20 protein-coding genes and 1 riboswitch are annotated in these 20,699 nt (G+C 63.4%); of the genes, 19 read left to right on the forward strand and 1 reads right to left on the reverse strand.

The features are described from left to right. Positions 1-8 precede the first annotated feature (8 nt). Genes ACXAEK_RS06440 through ACXAEK_RS06470 form a run of 7 tightly spaced genes read left to right on the forward strand, consistent with a single transcriptional unit; the run spans position 9 to position 7,765 of the window. Positions 9-1,358, forward strand: coding sequence for an FHA domain-containing protein (locus ACXAEK_RS06440; RefSeq protein ID WP_475040608.1), 1,350 nt, complete (start codon positions 9-11; stop codon positions 1,356-1,358). Then, on the forward strand, positions 1,342-2,313 hold the full coding sequence (locus ACXAEK_RS06445) for a PP2C family protein-serine/threonine phosphatase (protein WP_475040610.1): 972 nt from the start codon (positions 1,342-1,344) through the stop codon (positions 2,311-2,313). Before ACXAEK_RS06440 ends, ACXAEK_RS06445 begins: the two co-directional genes overlap by 17 nt. After that, positions 2,310-3,530: a hypothetical protein gene (locus ACXAEK_RS06450; protein ID WP_475040611.1), complete on the forward strand. Its 1,221-nt coding sequence runs from the start codon at positions 2,310-2,312 to the stop codon at positions 3,528-3,530. The genes ACXAEK_RS06445 and ACXAEK_RS06450 overlap by 4 nt, the downstream gene beginning before the upstream one ends. A gap of 57 nt (positions 3,531-3,587) precedes the next feature. Further along, a complete protein-coding gene (locus tag ACXAEK_RS06455) occupies positions 3,588-5,633 on the forward strand; it encodes a dynamin family protein (RefSeq protein ID WP_475040613.1) in 2,046 nt (681 codons plus the stop codon). Next, on the forward strand, positions 5,630-6,589 hold the full coding sequence (locus tag ACXAEK_RS06460) for a dynamin family protein (RefSeq protein ID WP_475040614.1): 960 nt from the start codon (positions 5,630-5,632) through the stop codon (positions 6,587-6,589). The genes ACXAEK_RS06455 and ACXAEK_RS06460 overlap by 4 nt, the downstream gene beginning before the upstream one ends. 7 nt (positions 6,590-6,596) lie before the next feature. Continuing rightward, on the forward strand, positions 6,597-6,971 hold the full coding sequence (locus ACXAEK_RS06465; RefSeq protein ID WP_475040616.1) for a hypothetical protein: 375 nt from the start codon (positions 6,597-6,599) through the stop codon (positions 6,969-6,971). Beyond that, positions 6,971-7,765, forward strand: coding sequence for a hypothetical protein (locus ACXAEK_RS06470; RefSeq protein WP_475040618.1), 795 nt, complete (start codon positions 6,971-6,973; stop codon positions 7,763-7,765). The genes ACXAEK_RS06465 and ACXAEK_RS06470 overlap by 1 nt, the downstream gene beginning before the upstream one ends. Before the next feature lie 70 nt (positions 7,766-7,835). Here ACXAEK_RS06470 and ACXAEK_RS06475 read toward each other — a convergent pair whose 3' ends face one another. Then, positions 7,836-8,705, reverse strand: coding sequence for a glycosyltransferase family 2 protein (locus ACXAEK_RS06475; protein WP_475040620.1), 870 nt, complete (start codon positions 8,703-8,705; stop codon positions 7,836-7,838). 126 nt (positions 8,706-8,831) lie between these two features. On the opposite strand from ACXAEK_RS06475, the gene miaB reads away from it, so the two are divergent. From miaB to ACXAEK_RS06535, 12 genes are all read left to right on the forward strand, one after another. Next, positions 8,832-10,154: a tRNA (N6-isopentenyl adenosine(37)-C2)-methylthiotransferase MiaB gene (miaB, locus tag ACXAEK_RS06480; protein ID WP_475040622.1), complete on the forward strand. Its 1,323-nt coding sequence runs from the start codon at positions 8,832-8,834 to the stop codon at positions 10,152-10,154. A gap of 308 nt (positions 10,155-10,462) precedes the next feature. Then, positions 10,463-11,008 carry an OmpA family protein gene (locus ACXAEK_RS06485; RefSeq protein WP_475045206.1) on the forward strand — a complete coding sequence of 182 codons (546 nt, stop codon included), beginning with the start codon at positions 10,463-10,465 and terminating at the stop codon, positions 11,006-11,008. 13 nt (positions 11,009-11,021) lie between these two features. Further along, entirely contained in the window at positions 11,022-11,327 is a 306-nt protein-coding gene (locus ACXAEK_RS06490; RefSeq protein WP_475045208.1) for a hypothetical protein, read from the forward strand. 141 nt (positions 11,328-11,468) lie between these two features. Next, on the forward strand, positions 11,469-12,479 hold the full coding sequence (locus ACXAEK_RS06495) for a PhoH family protein (RefSeq protein ID WP_475040623.1): 1,011 nt from the start codon (positions 11,469-11,471) through the stop codon (positions 12,477-12,479). 80 nt (positions 12,480-12,559) lie between these two features. Continuing rightward, positions 12,560-13,072, forward strand: a complete 513-nt coding sequence (ybeY, locus tag ACXAEK_RS06500) for an rRNA maturation RNase YbeY (protein WP_475040624.1) — start codon at positions 12,560-12,562, stop codon at positions 13,070-13,072. Between the two features lie 22 nt (positions 13,073-13,094). Further along, positions 13,095-13,994, forward strand: a complete 900-nt coding sequence (locus ACXAEK_RS06505) for a hemolysin family protein (RefSeq protein ID WP_475040626.1) — start codon at positions 13,095-13,097, stop codon at positions 13,992-13,994. Beyond that, the gene (gene lnt / locus ACXAEK_RS06510) at positions 13,991-15,490 is read left to right on the forward strand and encodes an apolipoprotein N-acyltransferase (protein ID WP_475040628.1); all 1,500 of its coding nucleotides are present in this window, start codon (positions 13,991-13,993) and stop codon (positions 15,488-15,490) included. The genes ACXAEK_RS06505 and lnt overlap by 4 nt, the downstream gene beginning before the upstream one ends. Before the next feature lie 61 nt (positions 15,491-15,551). After that, positions 15,552-15,601, forward strand: a riboswitch (SAM-SAH riboswitch). Between the two features lie 6 nt (positions 15,602-15,607). Continuing rightward, a complete protein-coding gene (gene metK, locus ACXAEK_RS06515; RefSeq protein ID WP_475040629.1) occupies positions 15,608-16,789 on the forward strand; it encodes a methionine adenosyltransferase in 1,182 nt (393 codons plus the stop codon). 277 nt (positions 16,790-17,066) lie between these two features. Continuing rightward, positions 17,067-17,711 (forward strand): COG3904 family protein, encoded by a 645-nt coding sequence (locus tag ACXAEK_RS06520; protein ID WP_475040630.1) that lies wholly within the window; start codon positions 17,067-17,069, stop codon positions 17,709-17,711. A gap of 104 nt (positions 17,712-17,815) precedes the next feature. After that, entirely contained in the window at positions 17,816-18,592 is a 777-nt protein-coding gene (gene trmB / locus ACXAEK_RS06525) for a tRNA (guanine(46)-N(7))-methyltransferase TrmB (protein ID WP_475040631.1), read from the forward strand. Between the two features lie 86 nt (positions 18,593-18,678). Beyond that, positions 18,679-20,025 (forward strand): 3-phosphoshikimate 1-carboxyvinyltransferase, encoded by a 1,347-nt coding sequence (gene aroA, locus ACXAEK_RS06530; protein ID WP_475040632.1) that lies wholly within the window; start codon positions 18,679-18,681, stop codon positions 20,023-20,025. Continuing rightward, positions 20,022-20,654: a (d)CMP kinase gene (locus ACXAEK_RS06535; protein ID WP_475040634.1), complete on the forward strand. Its 633-nt coding sequence runs from the start codon at positions 20,022-20,024 to the stop codon at positions 20,652-20,654. Before aroA ends, ACXAEK_RS06535 begins: the two co-directional genes overlap by 4 nt. Positions 20,655-20,699: the final 45 nt, after the last annotated feature.

Below are 20,699 nucleotides of genomic sequence, written 5' to 3' on the forward strand. Positions count from 1 at the left end.
GAATGGGCATGAAATTCATCAAGGATATCATCGGTGAAAAGCGGGAGCGCGTCCGCCTGGATGGCATTGACCCGCTGTCTGCAGCGCCGGTCGAGCCGCCGGCTCAGGACAGTTTTCCTGCCCGCCCCCCTGGGGCTGAGAGCCGGGCGGACACGGACCGGGCACCATTGAGCCTTGATCGCGGCTTTTTGCTGGAGACGGACCCGGAGCCTGCCGGCGGCAGTGGCCCAAACGCCCATGGCCCAGCGGCAAGAGCAAGCGCTCAACCTGAGGATCTCCGGAGCGATGACGGCGGCACTGCAGAGGCTGAAATTCAGGACACCGGCAACATCTGGACAGAAAGCGCCGCGCCGGAGGAAGACGCGATTGCTGCCTTCTTTGCCCGCGAGCAGGAGCACTCCCTTGAAGCCCAGGCGGAAGATGATGCGCCGCCCGCCGGTGCGTTGGAATTGCCTGCTGGTAATCCCGAAACGGGGTCTGCGGGTTTGGTAGAAGACTGGTCCGGTGCGGATGAGGAGGAGCAAGGTTTCAGCGGCGCGCAAGACAGCAGCGGCGGCGCGGACGCTGCAGAAAGCTACCGGATTTTCAAACGCAATGCAGCCGCGCGGCCCGGTCTGGAATCCGCTTCAGAAGTTGTGCTTCCCACCGCAGCTTTAACAGATCCAGCGGACTCTGCATCCAGCTACACGCCACGGCCAGAACCGCAGGTCCAGGCGGACCCTGAGATGGCATTTGAACCCGAGGACGAGCCAGACGCGGCTCTGCCGCCAATGGACGAGACCCGGCACTGTGTTTCCCGCGCTGATCCCGGCCCTCAATCAGCACCTGCTGCGCCGATCGACGTGCCGGCCCCTTCGATGGGCCGCGGCGCCAGCCGTGCCGGCCGGGTCAAGACCCGCCTGCTGGGCTTTAGCCCTGCGCAGGCAGCCGGCAGCGATCCGTTCACCCGCAGTGCAGAGGCCGGCGCGCCCGGCTATACCCAGTTCCCGGTGGGCTGGCTTGCCATCGTTAAGGGGCCGGGCCGCGGCGCTGCATTCACGCTGTTCAGCGGCGTTACCGTCATTGGCCGCGGCGAAGGCCAGACCGTGCGGCTGGACTTCGGTGACAATAGCATCTCCCGCGACAACCATGCTGCCATTGCCTATGATCCGGAACAGAAAGCCTTCTACATCGGTCACGGCGGCAAAGCGAACCTGGTGCGCCGCAATGACCGCCCGGTGCTCAGCACGGAAACCTTGGCGGCGGGCGATCTGATCCGCATCGGTGAAACAACGCTGCGCTTCGTGCCGCTGTGCGGCGCCGATTTCGGCTGGGATCAGCCGCAGCACGGTGATGGCTCTCATGCTGTGTACCGCTGAGTTCGAATTTGATACCGCGACGGCCATCAGCAAGGGCCGACGCGAGCGTCAGGAGGATGCGGTGGCGGCCGATTTTCTGACCGGCACTGGCACCGGGTTTGCAGTGCTGGCGGATGGCATGGGCGGCCATGCTGCAGGCGACGTTGCTGCCAAGATCGTAGTCACGGAGGTGTTCAGTGAACTGAAGCTGCGCGCCGATGATCCGCACGCGCTGGAACAGGATATTACCGCGGTGCTGCAGCAGGCGGCCAATGGCGCCAATGCCTGCCTGAGCGAATACGCCAGCCGCCAGCCCCAGGCCCACGGTATGGGGGCTACCTTGCTGGCCCCGGTGCTGTTCAGCGACCGGCTGTATTGGATTTCAGTGGGCGATTCACCGCTCTACCTGTTTCGCGACGGCGCGCTGATCCGGCTTAATGCGGACCATTCAATGGCAGCCGAAATCGACAGGCTGGTGGCCCAGGGCCGTATGGACCCGGCCGAGGCCGCCAGCCACCCGGACCGCCACTGTGTCACCTCGGTTCTGACTGGCGCGGATATCCCCCGCATCGACTGCCGCAGCACGCCGGTGCGGCTTCAGGATGGCGATATCGTGCTGGCAGCCAGTGACGGGCTGCAATTCCTGGAGGAAGAGGAAATTGCCGGTATTCTGTCCGAGGAATGCTTCAGCTCCAGCGCCCGTATCGGCGCCGCGCTGATGCAGCAGCTGCAGGTGCTGAACGCCCCTGAGCAGGACAACGCCGCTATCTGCGTAATCAAACCCTTCGATCCGCAGGCGGCATTTCCTGCGCCGGACCAGGCGGGCGAAACTGCATCACCGCAGCCGCGGCCCACTGAACAGGCGCCCGCACCGGCCCGCCCGCGCACGGGGCGCCGTGTCATCACCCTCCTGGCATCCGCGACCTGGCGTTCCACGCCGGACGGGCGCCGCAGCAAAACGGATGCATCGGTTTGAGCCTTCCTCAGAGAGACATAAATCCGCTGGCAGGCCAGCTTGAGCAGACGCTGAGCACCGGCCAGCTGCCACCGGAGTTTTCCGGCTGGGGCAGCCAGCTGCTGCAGCGGCTGCGCCAGCCCGTGCAGGTTGCCGTAACCGGTGCTCCCGGAACCGGTAAATCCGCCCTGATCGACATGCTGCTGGGCCGGGTGGTACTCGGGCGCAACGGCGGCGGCCTGCTGATTGATATCTGCCACGGCAGCCAGGAATGCGTGACCTTTGAGACCGCTTCCGGCGCGTGCCGGCCGCAGCCGGGTGTGCTTGCCGAGCTCGATGTTCCCGAAGGGTGCCTGCGGGTGCGCCAGACGCTGCCAGACGCGCGCCTGCGCTGGCACAGTTACCGCGAGCTGCCGCTGGCCGGCCCGCAGCCCCGCCAGCAGCAACTGCTGCGGCAGGCGTCTGCGGCAGCGGACATCTTCCTGTGGTGCACCGAAGAGTTCACCGGCACCGAGCAGTCGCTTTGGGCGGAGGTTCCCGATACCACCAAGGATCACAGTTTTCTGGTCCTCACCATGGCCGACCGATTATTCATGCGCGGGACCCTAGGCGCATTGATCGAGACTTTGGAGCCCGTTGCTGCAGAGGAATTTCTGGGTGTTTACCCGGTGGCTGCGATCCAAGGGCTGACAGCCCAGTCTGCCGCTGCCCCGGCAGAAGAGCTTTGGCGCTCCAGCGGCGGTAAACAGCTGGCAGATGACGTGAGGCGCCAGATCGAACTGGGCCGCGCATCGGACGTCGATCAGGCCGAACTTCTGATCCGCCAGTTTGGCTGCGGTATTTCCGAAGCGGGTTCGCAGCCGCCGCAGGTTGCACCCGCCGCGCCGCCCAATCCCTCTGCTGCCAGCCTGGCTGCGGCGCTTGATCAGCTGCAAAGCGGGGCCGAGGACATGCTGGCCCAGGCCGAGGCTGCAGGCGGACCTGAGGCAGGCCCGGTGCTGGCCCAATGCATGGAGATGATCCGGGCCTTGTCAACGTCGCTCGATGCCATGCCCGCCAGCGATGCAGTGGCCGCCGCACGCGAGGCCGCAGAAGACGGAGAGGAATTGCTGATGCTGTGCCAGCTGGAACAGGGCGAAGATGCTGCAGTCGACGCGGTGACCCTCCTGCTGCAGTTGAAAAAGGAGCTTACCAGCGATCCCCCGGCTGATCCGGACGGCATCGCCCGCGGCCCCTGAGCTTTTCCGCCGCGCAGAACAGAACAAACGTCAAAGCAGAACACAGCAGGCTCCGCCATGAATATGGAAACCCAAATCGAGAGTGCCACCGACATCCGTGCCACAGCGCGCCCAACAAATTTGAGCGCCGGGATGGAGCCGCTGTCTGACTTTGCCCGGAAAGTTCGGCGGCTGGAGACTGCACTGGGGACTCTTTCGGAAGTTTCTGGCGAGCGGGTCCAGCGCAACCTTGCCCGGTTGCAGGGCGAGCTTGATGCATTTGAGCCCAGCGTCACCCTGCTGGGGCAGGTGAAATCCGGCAAAACCTCGCTGGTCAATGCGATGGCGGGCTGGGCTGACCTTTTGCCCTCCGATGTCAATCCTTGGACCTCTGTTGTCACCTCGCTGCATCTGGAGCCGGGTGAAAACCGCACCGGAAACAAGGCAAGCTTCCAGTTTATGACTGAGGCAGAATGGGACCGGCTGACCACCAAGGGCGGCCGCATCGGTGAAATGGCGGGACGCGCCGGCGCCGGTAGTGAGCTGCAGAAGATCCGCGCCCAAATTGAGGAGATGCGCGAACGTTCCCGGCAGCGGCTGGGCCGCAAGTTCGAGCTTTTGATGGGGCAGAAACATGACTACGGCTATTTCGACAAGAACCTGATCGAACGTTACATTTGCCTGGGTGACGACTTTGACGATGCTCCGCCGGGCGGAACGGACGAGCAGGGCCGCTTCGCCGATATCACCCGCGCCGCCGACCTGTATTTGAATTGCCAGACCGTGCCGCACCGCCTGTGCCTGCGCGACACGCCGGGCGTCAACGACACTTTCATGATGCGCGAGCAGATCACCATCCAGGCGATCCGCGACAGCCGCCTTTGCGTGGTGGTTCTGTCAGCGGGCCAGGCGCTGACTTCGGTCGACATGGGGCTGATCCGGATGATCTCTAATCTCAAGTCGCGCGAGGTTGTGATATTCGTCAACCGCATTGACGAGCTGACGGATCCCGCCGCGCAGATACCAGAGATCGAAGCCAGCATCCGCCAGACGCTGGAAACCCATCACGGGCCTCAGGAGGCGGCGCTCATCTTTGGCAGCGCCTACTGGGCAAACAAAGTTCTAACGGGCGGGCTTGAGCAAATGGACCAGGCCAGTTCGGCTGCACTCCTAAAATGGGCGGAGGCTTCGGTCAATGCATCCCAGGCTCAGGCCTCGGCCCAGAACATGGTTTGGGAGCTGTCGGGCATCCCCGCTCTGAACCGGGTGATCAGCGAACGCATTGCCGGTGATCTGGGCGCACCGCTGCTCACCCGTGTCGCCAGCTCGGCGGTCACTGCGGCCACTGGCCAGCAGGCTGCAAATGCGATCCTGGTGCAGGGGACTGGGGATGGTGCCCAGGTCAATTTCGATGACACCCGCGCTGCTTTCGAGACCCTGTGCCAGCGCCATACGGATGCATTGGAAGCAGAGGTCGGGCAAGTTCTGGAGGCCTTCCGTGACCGCGCCGACCGGGCGCATGACACATTCACGGGCCGCGCGACCCATGCATTGATCGAGCATCTGGAAAAATGGGGTGAAGACGGCCACTGGGAATACGATCCCGCGGGGCTGCGTATGCTGTTGCGGTCTGCCTATTCGGTGATGGCCAGCCGTCTGCAGACCGCCGCGCAAAAACGTTACGAGGCCGCGGTGCAGGACGTGGCGGAGCTGCTTTTCGATGGTTTCGGACAGGCGGTTGAGGGCATTCAGCTTTCGGTTCCCGAAGTGCCGCAGCCTGCCTCCCCCGTAGCCTTGGCCCAGTCCATTGCGTTGGACTTCAACGACAGCTGGTGGGCCGCCTGGTGGCGCCGCACGCGCGGTTACAAGGCGTTTGCAAACCGCTTCCGCAGCCTGATCGAAGGCGAGACAGAAGATTTCATGGCCCAGCTCAAATTCGTCCAGACCGCAGATGCCAGCACGGCCGTTCTGGCCCGGCTGCAGGCCTTCTTCGACGACCAGCGCGATATTCTTATGGAAATCGCAGGCCACAACCGCAGCGGCATACAGGCTCTGTTCGCTGACGGCAGTGGCCAGGCCCAGGCCGATGCCGCCCTCGATACGCTCAGGAGCTTTGCCGAATGACCCAGGAAACCGCCATGCTTATGCCCGTCTCACCGGCTGCGGAGCCGCAGCGCAAACCCCGTCTGGCACTGATGGGGGAATTCAGCGCTGGTAAAAGCACGCTGACAAATCTTCTGGTGGGGCGCCAGCCGCTACCCACCCGTGTCACCGCCACCCGGCTGCCGCCGGTCTGGATTTCGCATGGGCCGGAGGGCGCCTGCATCACCGGCGCAGATGGCAGCGAAACCCCGGTTCCGGTCAGCGATCTTGCCAATGTGGCGATGGAAACCACCGCTTTGATCCGGCTGACCCTCCCGGCAGAAGCTCTGGAGCTATGCGATCTTATCGATATGCCCGGCATCTCCGATCCCAACATGCCCGCCGGCGTCTGGCAGTCCCTGCTGCCGGAGGTGGACAGCGTGATTTGGTGCACCCATGCCACCCAGGCCTGGCGTCAATCCGAAGCCGCCGTGTGGGAGGAAATCTCCCCCAGTCTCAGCGGTCCGGGCACTCTTTTGGTCACACATTTCGATAAGCTCAGGAATGCCCGCGACCAGGAACGTGTCCTGCGCCGTGTGAAAAAGGAAGCGGGAGAAGCCTTTGCCGCTATCTTCCCGCTGTCGCTCAGCCAGGCGCTGTCAGCAGGCGAAGACCGGGAAGCCTGGAAATCCAGCGGCGCGGACAGCTTTATCGAGTATCTGGTCGACATGCTTTTGAACTGGGGGCAGTCCGGCGGGACAGCCGCCGCGCTGCAAGAAAAGGCGGACCCGCCGTCGCCATCCCGGCAGAGCACGCCGCTGACCGGCGAGGTTTTGGATTTCGACGGCAAGCGCATACGCGCAGAGCAGGACAAGCCTCAAGAGGCGGCATCTCGCGGGCAGGCAGGCCCGCAAGTGCTGCCGCGCCGGGTGACAACGGGTAAACGCAGCGGGCGGCCGGGGCGGAGCCGTCCCGTTGTCCAGCCTGCCGGGGAGTGATCGCCGCATGACACTGTCCAGCCAGCTTGATGCCTTGCGCCTCAGTGACGCCGGCTGCCGCCTGGCAGCTTTCGGTGATCTGCAGGCCAGCATTGTGCTGCGCAGCAGCAGCGCGGCCAGCCACCCCCAGGAATATCTCGATGAACTCTGCCAGCAGGCCTGCCGCGGTTTCCTTCTGCTGGATGCTGCATCTGCCAATCCCGGCGTCTGCCCGCCTGGCAAAGAGATCTTGCTTCTGACCCCGGGCGAGGCCCGTGTTTTTGTGCGTGCGGAAGATGGCTCCGGTGATGCGGTTCTTTGCATCTGCGACAATGCAGAAAGTGCGCGGCGGCTCACCGCTCGGGCTTGCGAATTGCTGTCCGCGGCGGCGGAGGAGGCATGATGGCTGAACTGCCTGCAATTCCTGCACCATGCCCGGAGCCTGGCAAGGAACGCCTTTGGCAGGCGCTGCACCGCCTGGCTGAAACGCCGGAACAAACCCGGTTGCGTTTGTGCCAGACTGGCTGCGGGCAGCCGCCTCTGATCGCGGCGGTTTTGCGTGAGATCAGGGAAACCATGCTGCCGCGCAGGGTAGCTGTGTTCTTCGGGGTAAAGCCCGCGGCAGAGTTTACCGCGGCGCAGCGAAGGATTTCCGGCCTGACGCTGGGCGGTCCGGCAGACATCAGCACAGGTGCAGACAGTCCGGAGGCTGCTGCACATCTCTTCGCAGCCCGGTTGCAAACGCTGGCGGCTGAAGCCGGAACCCCGGAGTTTTCCATCCGCCGAAGCCGCTGCAAGGCGCCGGTTGAAGCCGGCAGCTGCTCTGCAGATATGCTGGAGACCGCGTTGCAGGGCAGCCGCAGCAGCGGTCCGCTGGCCCGCCTCCGGCCGCTCGCAGCAGCGCAGGCTAAGGCGTGGCTGTATATCGGGCGGGACAGCAAGTTCCCGGAAACCAGCGGGCCGGATGCCCAGCTGCGCCAGCTTGAGGCTGTCCGGTCCGCGATGTCACAGCAGGGCTCTGGCCCGGTTTCCGCAAGAATGCCACCACAGAAGCCGGAGTGCCTATTGCTGCCGGTGACGCCTCAAGACTGCATTCTTGCGGTGTCCGCAGGAGAGGACACCATGCTGCTGGCTATAAGTGCAGAGGCCGCAGGCAGAATGCTGGACAATTGGGCCCGGATATTTCCCGGCAACTGAACCGCACAACCGTTTGCACAAATCGCGCAGGCTGCAGGACGTCCGCGGCTCAAGAAGGGTCAGGAGCGGGTCAGAACCACTGTCCGGGTTCCATCAGGCCCAGATCCAGCAACTGGCGTGAATGCCATTCGAACGGCGCGGAATTGTGCCAGCGGAAGGTCTGGATGTCGAACGTCGACCCTGGGTTGCGTTTCAGCGCCTTGGCAGTCCGGAAGGAACACACCGCGGCAGTCAGGTTGTGGTGCCAGGGGCAGGCATAGGTGTTGTATTCCTGATCGTTAAAGGTGTGATCCGGTTGCAGTTCCAGCCCGGGCTTGGCCTTGAACAGGGAAATCCGGTCAATCTTGCGGCTCTTGTCGGGAATGTGCTCCTCGAACCGCCAGCGGACGCCGCCAAAAAAGTCCAGCTGCCGTTCCCGCGGATGGCCGGTTGCCGGATCACTGCGCGACTGGGCGTAATAGCCTGACTTATCGAGATAGGCGGCCTCCAGTGACACGGCTCCGGGACAGGCCTCCAGATCGCCGGCATAAAGGTCGATCACATAGCTGAGCATCGCATCGCGCCGCTCCTCGGTGTGAAAAGCCAGCATCTCGCCGACGCTGCGGGTTTCGCAGAACGGGTAAAACAGGTATTCCGCGTTGTAGCAATAATAGAGCCAGCAACCCGGCTGGGCAGCGCCGATCACCGCATTGACCGCCTTCGTCACAGCGCCCTCCGGGGTGCAGTCAAACGGCACCCGGTGCACCTTGGCGCGCACGTCTTGCGGCAGGTCAAATGCATCCGGCATCAGCGCCACGACAGCCTTGAAGCCGCATTGCAAATGGTGGCGCAACGTGGTGGCGATTTCTGCTTCATCCTCGATAAAGACCAGAGCAACCGGCCCCTTGGCCAGCAGTGCCTTGCCCTCTTTCAGAAAATCCTGCAGCGAAGAATACATCATGCCTGTCTGCCTTTGCCTTTCTGGCCTTTGCGGTCAAAATCGGGTAATTCCCGCCTCATTGCAAGCGGCGGCATTTGGCTGTAAGGCAGGCCGCTGACCCCGGATCAGGCTGGAAGGCTGAGACTTATGAGCGCGCCCAAGAAGCTTTTTATCAAGACCTATGGCTGTCAGATGAATGTCTACGACAGCGAACGCATGGCCGAAGCGCTGGGCGGCGAGGGCTATGTGGAGACCAAATCGGCCGATGACGCCGACATGATCCTGCTGAATACCTGCCACATCCGGGAGAAGGCAGCTGAAAAGGTCTACTCCGAACTGGGCCGCTTCAAGGGTCTGAAGGCCGAAAAGCCGGATCTCAAGATCGGCGTGGCGGGCTGTGTGGCCCAGGCCGAGGGCGAAGAGATCATGCGCCGCCAGCCGCTGGTCGACCTGGTGGTCGGCCCGCAAAGCTATCACCGCCTGCCGGAGATGGAAGCCAAGGCGCGCGAAGGGGAGAAGGTGCTCGATACCGATTTCCCCGAAGAAGACAAATTCGAGAAATTGAAAAACCGCCCCAAGGCCAAACGCGGCCCGACCGCGTTTCTGACCGTTCAGGAGGGCTGCGACAAGTTCTGCGCTTTCTGCGTGGTTCCCTATACCCGCGGTGCAGAGGTGTCTCGCCCGGCAGACCGCATCCTGCGCGAGGCGCAGGACCTGGTGGAGCGCGGCGTGCGTGAAATCACCCTGTTGGGCCAGAACGTGAACGCCTACCACGGGGTCGGCCCCAATGGCGACATGACCCTGGCGCAGCTGATCTGGGAGCTGGACAAGATCGACGGGCTGGAGCGCATCCGCTTCACCACCTCGCACCCCAACGACATGCAGGACGACCTGATCGAAGCGCATGGCACCTGTGCCAAGCTGATGCCCTATCTGCACCTGCCGGTGCAGGCGGGCTCCGACAAGATCCTCAAGCGGATGAACCGCTCGCATACGGCGGAAAGCTATATCCGCCTGATCGAGCGCATCCGCGCCGCGCGTCCCGACATCCTGATTTCGGGAGATTTCATCGTCGGCTTCCCGGAAGAGACCGAGGAGGATTTCCAGGCCACCATGGACCTGGTGGAAGAGGTGAAATACGGCACCGCCTATTCCTTCAAATACTCAACCCGCCCTGGCACCCCGGCGGCAGAACGTGCCCAGGTCGACCCGGCAGCAGCTGACGACCGTCTGCAGCGCCTGCAGGCCCTGCTGACCAAGCAGCAGCGCGAGGTGCAGGACAGCATGGTCGGCCGCGAGGTTGGCGTGCTGTTCGAAAAGGCGGGCCGCCTGCCAGGTCAGATGGTGGGCAAATCCGATTACCTTCACGCGGTGCACGTCGCCGATTGCAGCCGTGCGGTTGGTGATCTGGCCCGCGTCAGGATCGTGTCCTCGGGCGCGAATTCCCTTGCGGGCGAGCTGATCGGCTGATCCCCCAAAAGTGCCGCAAATCTCTCAAGCCGCCCTTGCAGGGGCGGCTTTTTCCCGTTCCGGCGGACAGCAAGTGAGTCCCGATTGCATCGGTTCAGGCAACAATTTCCCTTGGGCGCTTTGAGTGTTCCGCGAATGCGCATAGTCTGCGCGGAATAATAATCAATTTAGCAGGTAAGCTGTATCAATTTCAGGTAGTTTTGCTCTTATGGCCTGAGCGGTGGGCACGTATGCGGCAAACACCCTGGGGGAACTTAGGTGAAGGAAATCTGGTTGTGTTGACACTCAAATTGAACAAGGCGATTGCGATGGCCGCTGCTGCTGCGGCCGCGTTCAGCATCGCCGCCGCGCCTGCCAGCGCGCAGTCCGGGCAGCGGACCATTAAGGGCGAACGCTATATTCCCACCATCTGGGTTGACCCGGATGGCTGCGAGCATTGGGTGATGGACGACGGGGCAGAGGGCTTCATGACCCCGCATGTCACCCCGGACGGCAAACCGGTTTGCCGCCAGGGCAACATTTGCGGCGTCATGCCGACCGACCAGTTTTTTGCCACGGACAAGCACTACATCAACGCCGCCGGCCGCAAACGCCTGGGTGAGTTTTTCCAGCAGGCCAAGTCGGATGGCGTGCGCTCCTTTGTGATCGCGGGCCACACTGACAGCCGGGCCTCGGATGAATACAATATCCGCCTGTCCGAACGCCGCGCCGGTGCGGTGGCGCAAGTGGCCCGTTCAGTCGGCGCCCGGATCAACGATGTGCGCGCCTATGGCGAACGCGACCCGCGGGTGCCCAACACCAGCGCGGCCAACATGGCGCAGAACCGCCGTGTCGAAATTTACTGCCTGCGCTGAGGGGAGAGGAATGATGAAAACAGCAAAAGCCGCCGTGTTCCTTGCCGCTGCCGCAGCAGTATCGGCCTGCACGCCCGCAATCGACAAAACATCCGACCAGCACGTCGGTGATGGCAGGTCATTGGACCTGTCCAATCTGACCGCGGGCATCTGGGTGGATCCCCAGGGCTGCGAGCACTGGATTATTGACGATGGCCTGGAAGGTTATGCGGACCTGCGCCGCACGCCTGATGGCAAGCCCGTCTGCAATAGCGAACTGCCGCGCAATGTGGCAACCGGCCCGTTCAAGAAGGGCTCGACCTTCGGCGATCCGATCTGATTGCAGCGCATTACCCTTCTCAGCAGCCGCCCTCCGGGGCGGCTCTTTTGTTTCATTTGAGTGATTTTCTGCTGCGCATGCTTGCGCAAACGGTGGCGGGGCGGCAAACTGAAAGAGCAACGCCAGATTGAGGAGATCAGCTTGGCCTTCAGTGCCCTGAATGACGCGCAAGACCAGTCCGCAACCCACGAAGTGCTTCTGGAATTTCCCGACAACCGATTGCTGATCGACCTGTGCGGCGAATACGACCGCAACCTGGCTGACATCGAACAAAAATTGGGTGTGCAGATCGTCCGCCGCGGCAATCAGCTGTCGGTCATGGGCGAAGATTCGGCGCGCGAACAGGCGGCAGGTGTGCTGACAGCGCTTTATGACCGCCTGGAAACCGGCCGCAGTGTCGAAAGCGGCGACATCGACCGCGAGCTGCGGATGGGCCCGGAAAGTGATGACGCCGAACCGGACGGGCAGCTCAAGATGTTCCACGGCGGCCGGGTGGAGATCAAGACTCGCAAGAAACTGGTGGAGCCGCGCACCGAGGCGCAGAAGGCCTATGTGCATTCATTGTTCGAGAACGAACTGGCTTTCGGCATCGGCCCGGCCGGCACCGGCAAGACCTATCTGGCGGTGGCCGTGGGTGTCTCCATGTTCATCACCGGCCATGTTGACCGCATCATCCTGTCCCGCCCTGCTGTTGAGGCTGGCGAAAAGCTTGGCTACCTGCCCGGCGACATGAAGGACAAGGTCGACCCCTACATGCAGCCCTTGTATGACGCGCTGAACGATTTCCTGCCGGGCAAGCAGCTGGCCAAGCTGATTGAGGAAAAGCGCATCGAGATCGCGCCCCTGGCCTTCATGCGCGGCCGCACGCTCTCCAATGCCTTTGTGGTGCTGGATGAGGCGCAGAATGCCACCACCATGCAGATGAAGATGTTCCTGACCCGCCTGGGCGAGGGCTCGCGCATGGTGATCACCGGCGACCGGTCCCAGGTTGACCTGCCGCGCGGGGTGCAATCCGGCCTGGCTGACGCCGAACGGCTGCTGAAATCGATCCCCAAGATCAGCTTCAACTACTTCACCGCCCGCGATGTGGTCCGCCACCCCCTTGTGGCGGCGATCATCGAAGCCTATGACGCGGACGCAAAACCGGCCTGATGCGCTCTGCCCGTCAGGCTTCTTCTTTGTGAAAATACTCCGGGGGTGCGGGGGGCGGCCCCCGCGTATGCAGCCGATCCATGACGCTCGACATCACCATCGAAGACCGCCGCTGGCAGGATGCCGGGCTTGAGGTCCTGGCCGAAGAGGCTGTTGCCGCCGTTCTGGAGCATTTCCAGCTCGATCCGGAGGACTGTGAAATCTCTCTTCTGGCCTGCGATGACGCAGAAATCGCCGGGCTGAACGCGGAATTCCGGGAAAAACCGGCCCCCACCAATGTCCTCAGCTGGCCTGCAGAAGAGCGGGGGCCCCAGGAGGACGGCGGCTCTCCGCTGACGCCTGAGCCGGATTTCACCGGTGAAATCCCGCTGGGGGATATCGCGATTGCCTTTGATACCTGCGCCCGCGAAGCAGCAGAGGCAGGAAAGCCGCTGGCTGACCACACGCGCCATTTGGTCGTTCACGGAATGTTGCATCTTCTGGGGTATGATCACATTCGTGACCGCGATGCCGCATTGATGGAAGGGATTGAGGTGCAGATACTTGGCAAAATGGGTATCGCGAACCCATATATGAGTGAGGACGCCCCGTGACCGGGGTTTTTGGATAGGACCGATGGGCGACATAGAAGGCAGTTCTAACGCGGCGCAGGGCGCGCTGCAGAACGTGAACGGGACAGGCGCGGAGCCGCCTGCAGAGGATAAACCGGGATTTTGGGCGCGGCTTGTCGGCGCCTTCAACACCGACACCCCGGCCCAGGAAGACAGCGGCAGCGAACAGCCCGCTGCCGGGGCTGAGCCGCGCGGCATGATGAACCTGCGCCGTTTGCGGGTCGAGGATGTTGCCATCCCCTCTGCCGAAGTGGCCGCCGTGCCGGTGACCATTGCCAAGGAAGACCTGGTCGGCATTTTCCGTGAAAGCGGCTTTACCCGGATACCTGTATACGAGGGCACGCTGGACACGCCCCTGGGCTTTGTTCATCTCAAGGATTTTTCTCTGACACACGGTTTCAATGGCGGCACCTCTGACTTTGAACTGTCGCAGATGCTGCGGCCGCTGTTGTTCGTGCCGCCGTCAATGCCGATTGGCGTGCTGCTGACCAAGATGCAGGCAGAGCGCCGCCATATGGCGCTGGTGATTGACGAATACGGCGGTGTGGACGGCCTGGTCACCATCGAAGACTTGATCGAACAGGTGGTGGGTGAGATCGAGGACGAGCACGACGCCGACGAGCTGCAGACCTGGTTCCAGGAAAAGCCCGGCTGCTACATCGCGCTGGCCCGTACTCCGCTGCCGGAGTTCGAGGCAGAGATCGGCCAGTCGCTCACCAGCCACGACGATGTGGACGAGGAGGAGATCGAGACGCTTGGCGGCCTTGTTTTCATGCTGTCCGGCCGGGTGCCGGCCCGCGGCGAAGTGATCGAACACCCCGAAGGCGCCGAATTTGAAGTCATGGATGCCGACCCGCGGCGGATCAAGCGCCTGCGGGTCCGGCTGCCGGACGCCGCCGCATGATCTCACTCGGGCTGGGCAGCGCCGCGCGGCAGCTCAGGCTGGCACCCGCCGGGCTGGCGGTTGGCAGCGGGGCGCTGCTGTCGCTGGCGCTGGCCCCCTGGCATGTCCTGATCGGCGTACCTGCGGCCCTGGCCGCGGCGGGTTTTCTGATTCTGCGGTCCGCTTCGGCCCGTGCCGCGGCGCTGGCGGGCTGGCTGTTCGGGCTTGGCTATTTTGCCTTTGGCCTGTCCTGGATCATCGAGCCGTTCCAAATCGACCCGGAGCGGCACGCCTGGATGGCGCCTTTTGCGCTGGTCTTTCTGGCGGCAGGCCTCGCCTTGTTCTGGGGTGCGGCCTTTGGCCTGGCAGCCCGGTTCAGCCGCGGCGCCTGGCGTATCCCAATGCTGGCGGCGCTCTGGAGCTTGGCTGAATTTGCCCGGGCCTATCTGTTGACCGGTTTTCCCTGGGCGGGGTTGGGTCAGTTCTGGATTGATACACCGGCTGCGCATCTGCTGCCTTGGATCGGGCCGCAGGGGCTGGCACTGCTGTTGCTTGCGGCCTTTCTGCCGCTGGCACTGCTACGGCACAATGTTCTTGCCGCCGCCGCGCCGCTTGCGCTGTCCGCGCTTGCGGTTCTTGCCATTCCTGCCCCGCCGCCAGCGGAACAAACCGGCAAGACCGTGCGAATCGTTCAACCCAACGCACCGCAGAATCAGAAGTGGCACCCGGAGCACCGCTGGGAATTTGTCCGCAGGTCCGTTGCGTTTTCCGCAGCGGAGCCGCGCCCGGATCTGATCGTCTGGCCGGAAACCGCTGTGCCGCAGCTGCTGAACTATGCAGAGGACACGCTGCGGATCATCTCGGACAGCGCAGGCGGCGTGCCGGTGCTGCTGGGTATCCAGCGGGAGGAGCAGGGCGCCTATTTCAATTCCGCTGTGCTGCTGGAGGCCGATGGCCTGCCTGCCGCCACCTATGACAAGGCTCATCTGGTGCCCTTTGGGGAATACGTGCCCTTTGGCGATGTGATGGCGCGCTTTGGCATCCACGGTTTCGCGTCGCAGGCGGGGGCAGGATATGCTGCCGGACCCGGGGCGCAACTCATGGACCTGCCGGTTGGCAGCGCCCTCCCGCTAATCTGCTATGAGGCTGTTTTTCCTCAGGATGTGAACGCCGCAGAAACCCGGCCGCAGATGCTGGTGCAGATCACTAACGATGCCTGGTTCGGCACCCGCTCCGGCCCTTATCAGCATTTGGTTCAGGCCCGGATGCGGGCATTGGAACAGGGTCTGCCGATGATCCGGGCCGCCAATACCGGTGTGTCGGCAATGATCGCGCCGGATGGAAACATGCTGGAACATCTGCCCTTGGGCGAGGCAGGGTATATTGATGCGGCCCTGCCGGCACCGTTGCCGCCGACGCTTTATAGCAGGACCGGAGACTGGCCTGCCCTGTTGCTATGCCTGTTTGCCGCGGGCGCCGTGCTGTTGCGGTCCCGCGCCCTTGCAACGCGGTCATAGCTGCTTAACTCTGATGGAATATAGATTGACCCGCGCGGATGAGCCGCGTAATGCGGCTTGATACCTGCCACAACGGCTTCCTGGCGTGGCAAGGATGGAACCAATGGAGCACTTTTCATGACCCGTATGAACTACACCTTCACTTCGGAATCGGTTTCCGAAGGCCACCCGGACAAGGTCTGCGACCGCATTTCGGATGCGGTTCTGGACGCTTTTCTGGCGGAAGAGCCCGAAGCACGTGTGGCGGCAGAGACATTCGCCACCACGAACCGTGTTGTCATCGGGGGCGAGGTTGGCCTGTCCGATCAGGACAAGCTGCACGACTACATGGGCAAAATCGACGAGATTGCCCGCGCCTGCATCAAGGACATCGGTTACGAGCAGGACAAGTTCCACCACGAAACCGTGGAAGTGACCAACCTGCTGCACGAACAGTCCGCCCATATCGCCCAGGGCGTGGATGCGGCGGCCGATAAGGACGAAGGTGCCGGCGACCAGGGCATCATGTTCGGCTTTGCCACCAATGAAACAGACGCGCTGATGCCGGCGCCGATCCAGTTCTCCCACGCAATCCTGCGCCGCCTGGCGGAAGTGCGCAAGAACGGCACCGAGCCGGCGCTGGGCCCGGACGCGAAATCGCAGTTGTCGGTGGTTTATGAAGGCGGCAAGCCGGTGGGCATCAGCTCGCTGGTGCTGTCGACCCAGCACCTCGATGAATTGCTGACCTCGAATGACATCCGCGCCATCGTGGAGCCTTACATCCGCGAAACGCTGCCGCAAGGCTGGCTGACCGATGCCACCGAATGGCACGTAAACCCCACCGGCAAGTTCGTGATCGGCGGCCCGGATGGCGATGCAGGCCTCACCGGCCGCAAGATCATCGTTGACACCTATGGTGGTGCCGCTCCGCATGGCGGCGGTGCGTTCTCCGGCAAGGATCCGACCAAGGTGGACCGTTCGGCAGCCTATGCCGCACGCTACCTGGCCAAGAACGTGGTGGCTGCAGGGATGGCGGAGAAATGCACCATCCAGCTGTCTTATGCCATTGGCGTGTCCAAGCCGCTGTCGATCTATGCTGATACCCATGGCACCGGCGAGGTTGCGCCTGCGGCCATCGAAAAGGCGATTGACCAGGTGATGGACTTGACCCCGCGCGGCATCCGGTCGCACCTGGGCCTGAACAAGCCGATCTACCAGCGCACTGCGGCCTACGGCCACTTTGGCCGCGACCCGGAGGCCGACGGCGGCTTTAGCTGGGAACGCACCGATCTGGCCGAGGCGCTGAAAAAAGCGGTCTGAGACCGGAAAGACAGTTTGAGAGAGCGGGCCGCGGGGTCCGCTCTTTTCGTTTGCCGAAGCGCTCCCGCCCGGAGAAGGGCATTCGGGAAATACCCTTCTCCCGTTGGGCCGGGCACCGCGCTGCAGCGCGGCGGACCAGTCAGCACTGCTGACCGGATGTTTCGCGCGCGAAACATTGGGACAATACTGCTGACCTTCTTTCCGTCTGGAGCGCCGTGGCGGGCTGCGCCATAGTGGGGCGGGATTTTCAGCTGCCGGGACTGTGATGCTGCGATTGATGACTGTGTTTTTTTGCCTTGCTTTGGCGCAGGGCGCCGCGGCCAGGGATGGTCTGCCGCAGAAATTCAGCCTGCAGGGCGGTACCCTGGTCTATGACACAGAGACAAAGGTGGAGGGCGAGCCGGCCGAGATCACTGAGAAAGACATCGGGCGGTTGCGCAAGATCCTGAAAAAGAACCCGGAGATTTCGGAACTGCAGCTCAACAGTATCGGCGGCAGCGTCTATGCCGGCGAGCAAATCGCGGGGCTGGTGCTGGAATACGGCCTGGATACCTCGATTGACGGGGACTGCATCAGCGCCTGTGTTGATGTGTTTCTGGCTGGCCAGCGGCGGCGGATGACTCTGGGGTCGCGGATCGGGTTTCACCAGCGCAACTGGCCTGCAGAAGCGGTGCATAAATACTACCGCAGCGAACGCAAGGCGCAGCGCTGGGCGACGCCGTTTGAATTCGGCTCCTGGATCTATGAGGACACCCAGCGCGAGATTTATGACCATCTGAGCTATATGGTGGCCCGCGGGGTCGATCCGGGGTTTGCGATCGAAACCATGCGCACGGACCCGGATGGGGAATGGTACCCCAGCCGTCTGCGGCTGATCGCGGCGGGGGTGCTGCGGGAGGTGCTGCCTGGTCAGCGGCCCTAGGGTGGCGGACCGGGCAGACGTGACGCCGGCTTGACCCTGAGGCCCCATTGCGGCAGAGGAGCGGCCAGCCTTTCAAATACTGCCTCGAACAGGAGTCCAGACGCATGTCCGGCGACCAGAAGCCCAGCGGCACCCAATCCGCGGATACCCAGCCCGCCGCCGCGGACGCGGCAGAGAAACACGCCAGCGGCGCGCCCTGGCGCAACTTCTATGGCCGCTTCAAGGGCAAGACCCTGAAAGACAGCCAGAAGCGTTACCTGGAGGAGGACCTGGCAAGCCTCAGCCCCGGGGCCGTTGGCTGGGAGGAAAACCCGGACCGCAAACCGCTGGACCTGGACGCGCTGTTCGGCGGCAAGGATGTCTGGCTGGAGGTCGGATTTGGCGGCGGTGAGCATCTGGTGCATCAGGCGGTCAGCAATCCGGACGTTGGCATCATCGGTGCAGAGCCCTTTATCAATGGTGTAGCCATGCTTCTGGGCAAAATCCGCAATGCGGGTGCCGACAATATCGCCGTGCACCCCGGCGATGCACGCGACCTGATGGATGTGCTGCCTGCGGCGTCCATCTCCCGTGCCTTTCTGCTTTACCCCGATCCTTGGCCCAAGGCCCGCCATCACCGCCGCCGCTTTGTGACGCAGGAACATCTGGAGCCGCTGGCCCGCTGCCTGAAGCCGGGCGCGATCTTCCGGGTTGCGACCGATATTCCCGACTATGTCCGCCAGACTCTGGAGGAAGTGCCAAAGGCCGGTTTCGAATGGCTGGCCGAAGGCCCGGCGGACTGGCGTCAGTGCTGGGATGACTGGATTTCCACCCGCTATGAGCAAAAGGCCCTGCGTGAGGGGCGCACGCCGCATTACCTGACCTTCCGCCGCCTCGGCTAAGTCCAATAGCGCTGGACCGGCCAGACCCAATCCGTTACCGATAGCGCAAACGAACAGACGAACGACCGACAGACGAAGGAAGCCCCATGTCCGGACACGGCACGCCCATCCCGATGACCTCCCACCGTGCTGACCCTCTCAAGGGTGTGGCAGAGGTGCCCGGCGACAAGTCGATCTCGCACCGCTCGCTGATCCTGGGCGCGCTGTCGGTGGGGGAAACCAGGATCTCCGGCCTGCTGGAGGGCGAGGATGTGCTGGACACTGCCAAGGCGATGCAGGCCTTTGGCGCCGAGGTGGTCAACCACGGCGGCGGCAACTGGTCGGTGTTCGGCGTTGGCGTCGGTGGCTTCGCCGAGCCGGACAACGTGATCGACTGCGGCAACTCCGGCACCGGGGTGCGGCTGATCATGGGGGTGATGGCCACCTCTCCGATCACGGCGACCTTCACCGGCGATGCATCGCTGAACAAACGCCCGATGGCGCGGGTGACCGACCCGCTGGCGCTGTTCGGCACCCAGTCCGTAGGCCGCTCCGGCGGGCGTCTCCCGATGACCATCGTCGGCGCCGCTGACCCGGTTCCGGTGCGTTACGTGGTGCCGGTGCCCTCGGCACAGGTGAAATCCGCAGTGCTGTTTGCCGGCCTCAACGCGCCCGGCAAGACCGTGGTGATCGAGAAAGAAGCCACCCGCGACCATACCGAGCGGATGCTGGCAGGTTTCGGCGCCGAGATCACCACCGAAGACACCGAAGAAGGCCGCGTTATCACCCTGACGGGCCGCCCGGAGCTGAAGCCGCAAGTGATCGCCGTGCCGCGCGATCCATCCTCCGCCGCTTTCCCGGTCTGTGCAGCGCTGATCACCCCCGGCTCTGACGTGCTGGTGCCGAACATCGGCCTGAACCCGACCCGTGCGGGCCTCTATTACACCCTGCAGGACATGGGTGCGGACCTGACCTTCGAGAACATGCGCGAGGAGGGCGGCGAACCTGTTGCCGATCTGCGCGCCAAATACTCGCCCAACATGAAGGGCATCGAGGTGCCGCCGGAACGCGCGGCCTCAATGATCGACGAATACCCGGTTCTGTCGGTGGTCGCCGCCTTTGCCGAGGGCAAGACCATGATGGCGGGCGTCAAGGAACTGCGTGTCAAGGAAAGCGACCGCATCGACGCAATGGCCAAGGGGTTGCGCGCCAATGGCGTGACTGTCGAGGAAGGCGAGGACTGGTGGGAAGTCACCGGCCTTGGCATCAATGGCGTGCCGGGCGGCGGCACCTGCGAGAGCTTCCTGGACCACCGCATTGCCATGTCCTTCATGGTGATGGGCATGGGCGCACAGACCCCGGTTTCGGTTGACGATGGCAGCCCGATTGCCACCTCCTTCCCGATCTTCGAGGGCCTGATGGGGGGCCTCGGCGCCAAGCTGGAGCGCACATGAGCGAAAGTTACACCATAGCCGTCGACGGGCCTGCGGCTGCGGGCAAGGGCACATTGTCCAAGGCGCTGGCGGCACATTACGGCTTTGGCCATCTGGACACCGGGCTTTTGTACCGTGCTGTTGGCGCTAGGATGCTGGACGGCGCGGCGCCGGTTGAGGCTGCGCAGAATTTGATGCCGGAAGACCTCGCGCGAGACGACCTGCGCGGACCGGAGGTGGCGCAGGCGGCCTCCAAGGTCGCGGTGATTGCCGAGGTGCGCGCGGCGCTGGTAGACTTCCAGCGGGCCTTTGCCCGCCGCGCAGGCGGCGCGGTTCTGGACGGGCGCGACATCGGCACCGTGATCTGCCCCTATGCGCAGGTGAAGTTTTTTGTCACCGCCAGTGCCGAAGTCCGCGCCCGGCGCCGGTTCCTGGAACTGGCTGCAGCAGGCAAGGTGATCACCCTCGAAGAAGTGCTGGGTGACGTGAAGGCCCGTGACGAGCGTGACATGAACCGCGCCGAGGCACCTCTGCGCCCGGCGGCCGACGCCATTCTTATCGACACCAGTGATCTGAGTATCGAGGAGGCACTGGCCAGGGCCATTGAAGTCATCGAGGCCCGCCGGGCGGCCGGGGAAACCCTGGTCTAAGCCGCGAGTCACGGAAAACACCCGCAGCTGACGCACCAGCTGCGG

The organism is Leisingera sp. ABM4_101 (assembly GCF_056158725.1).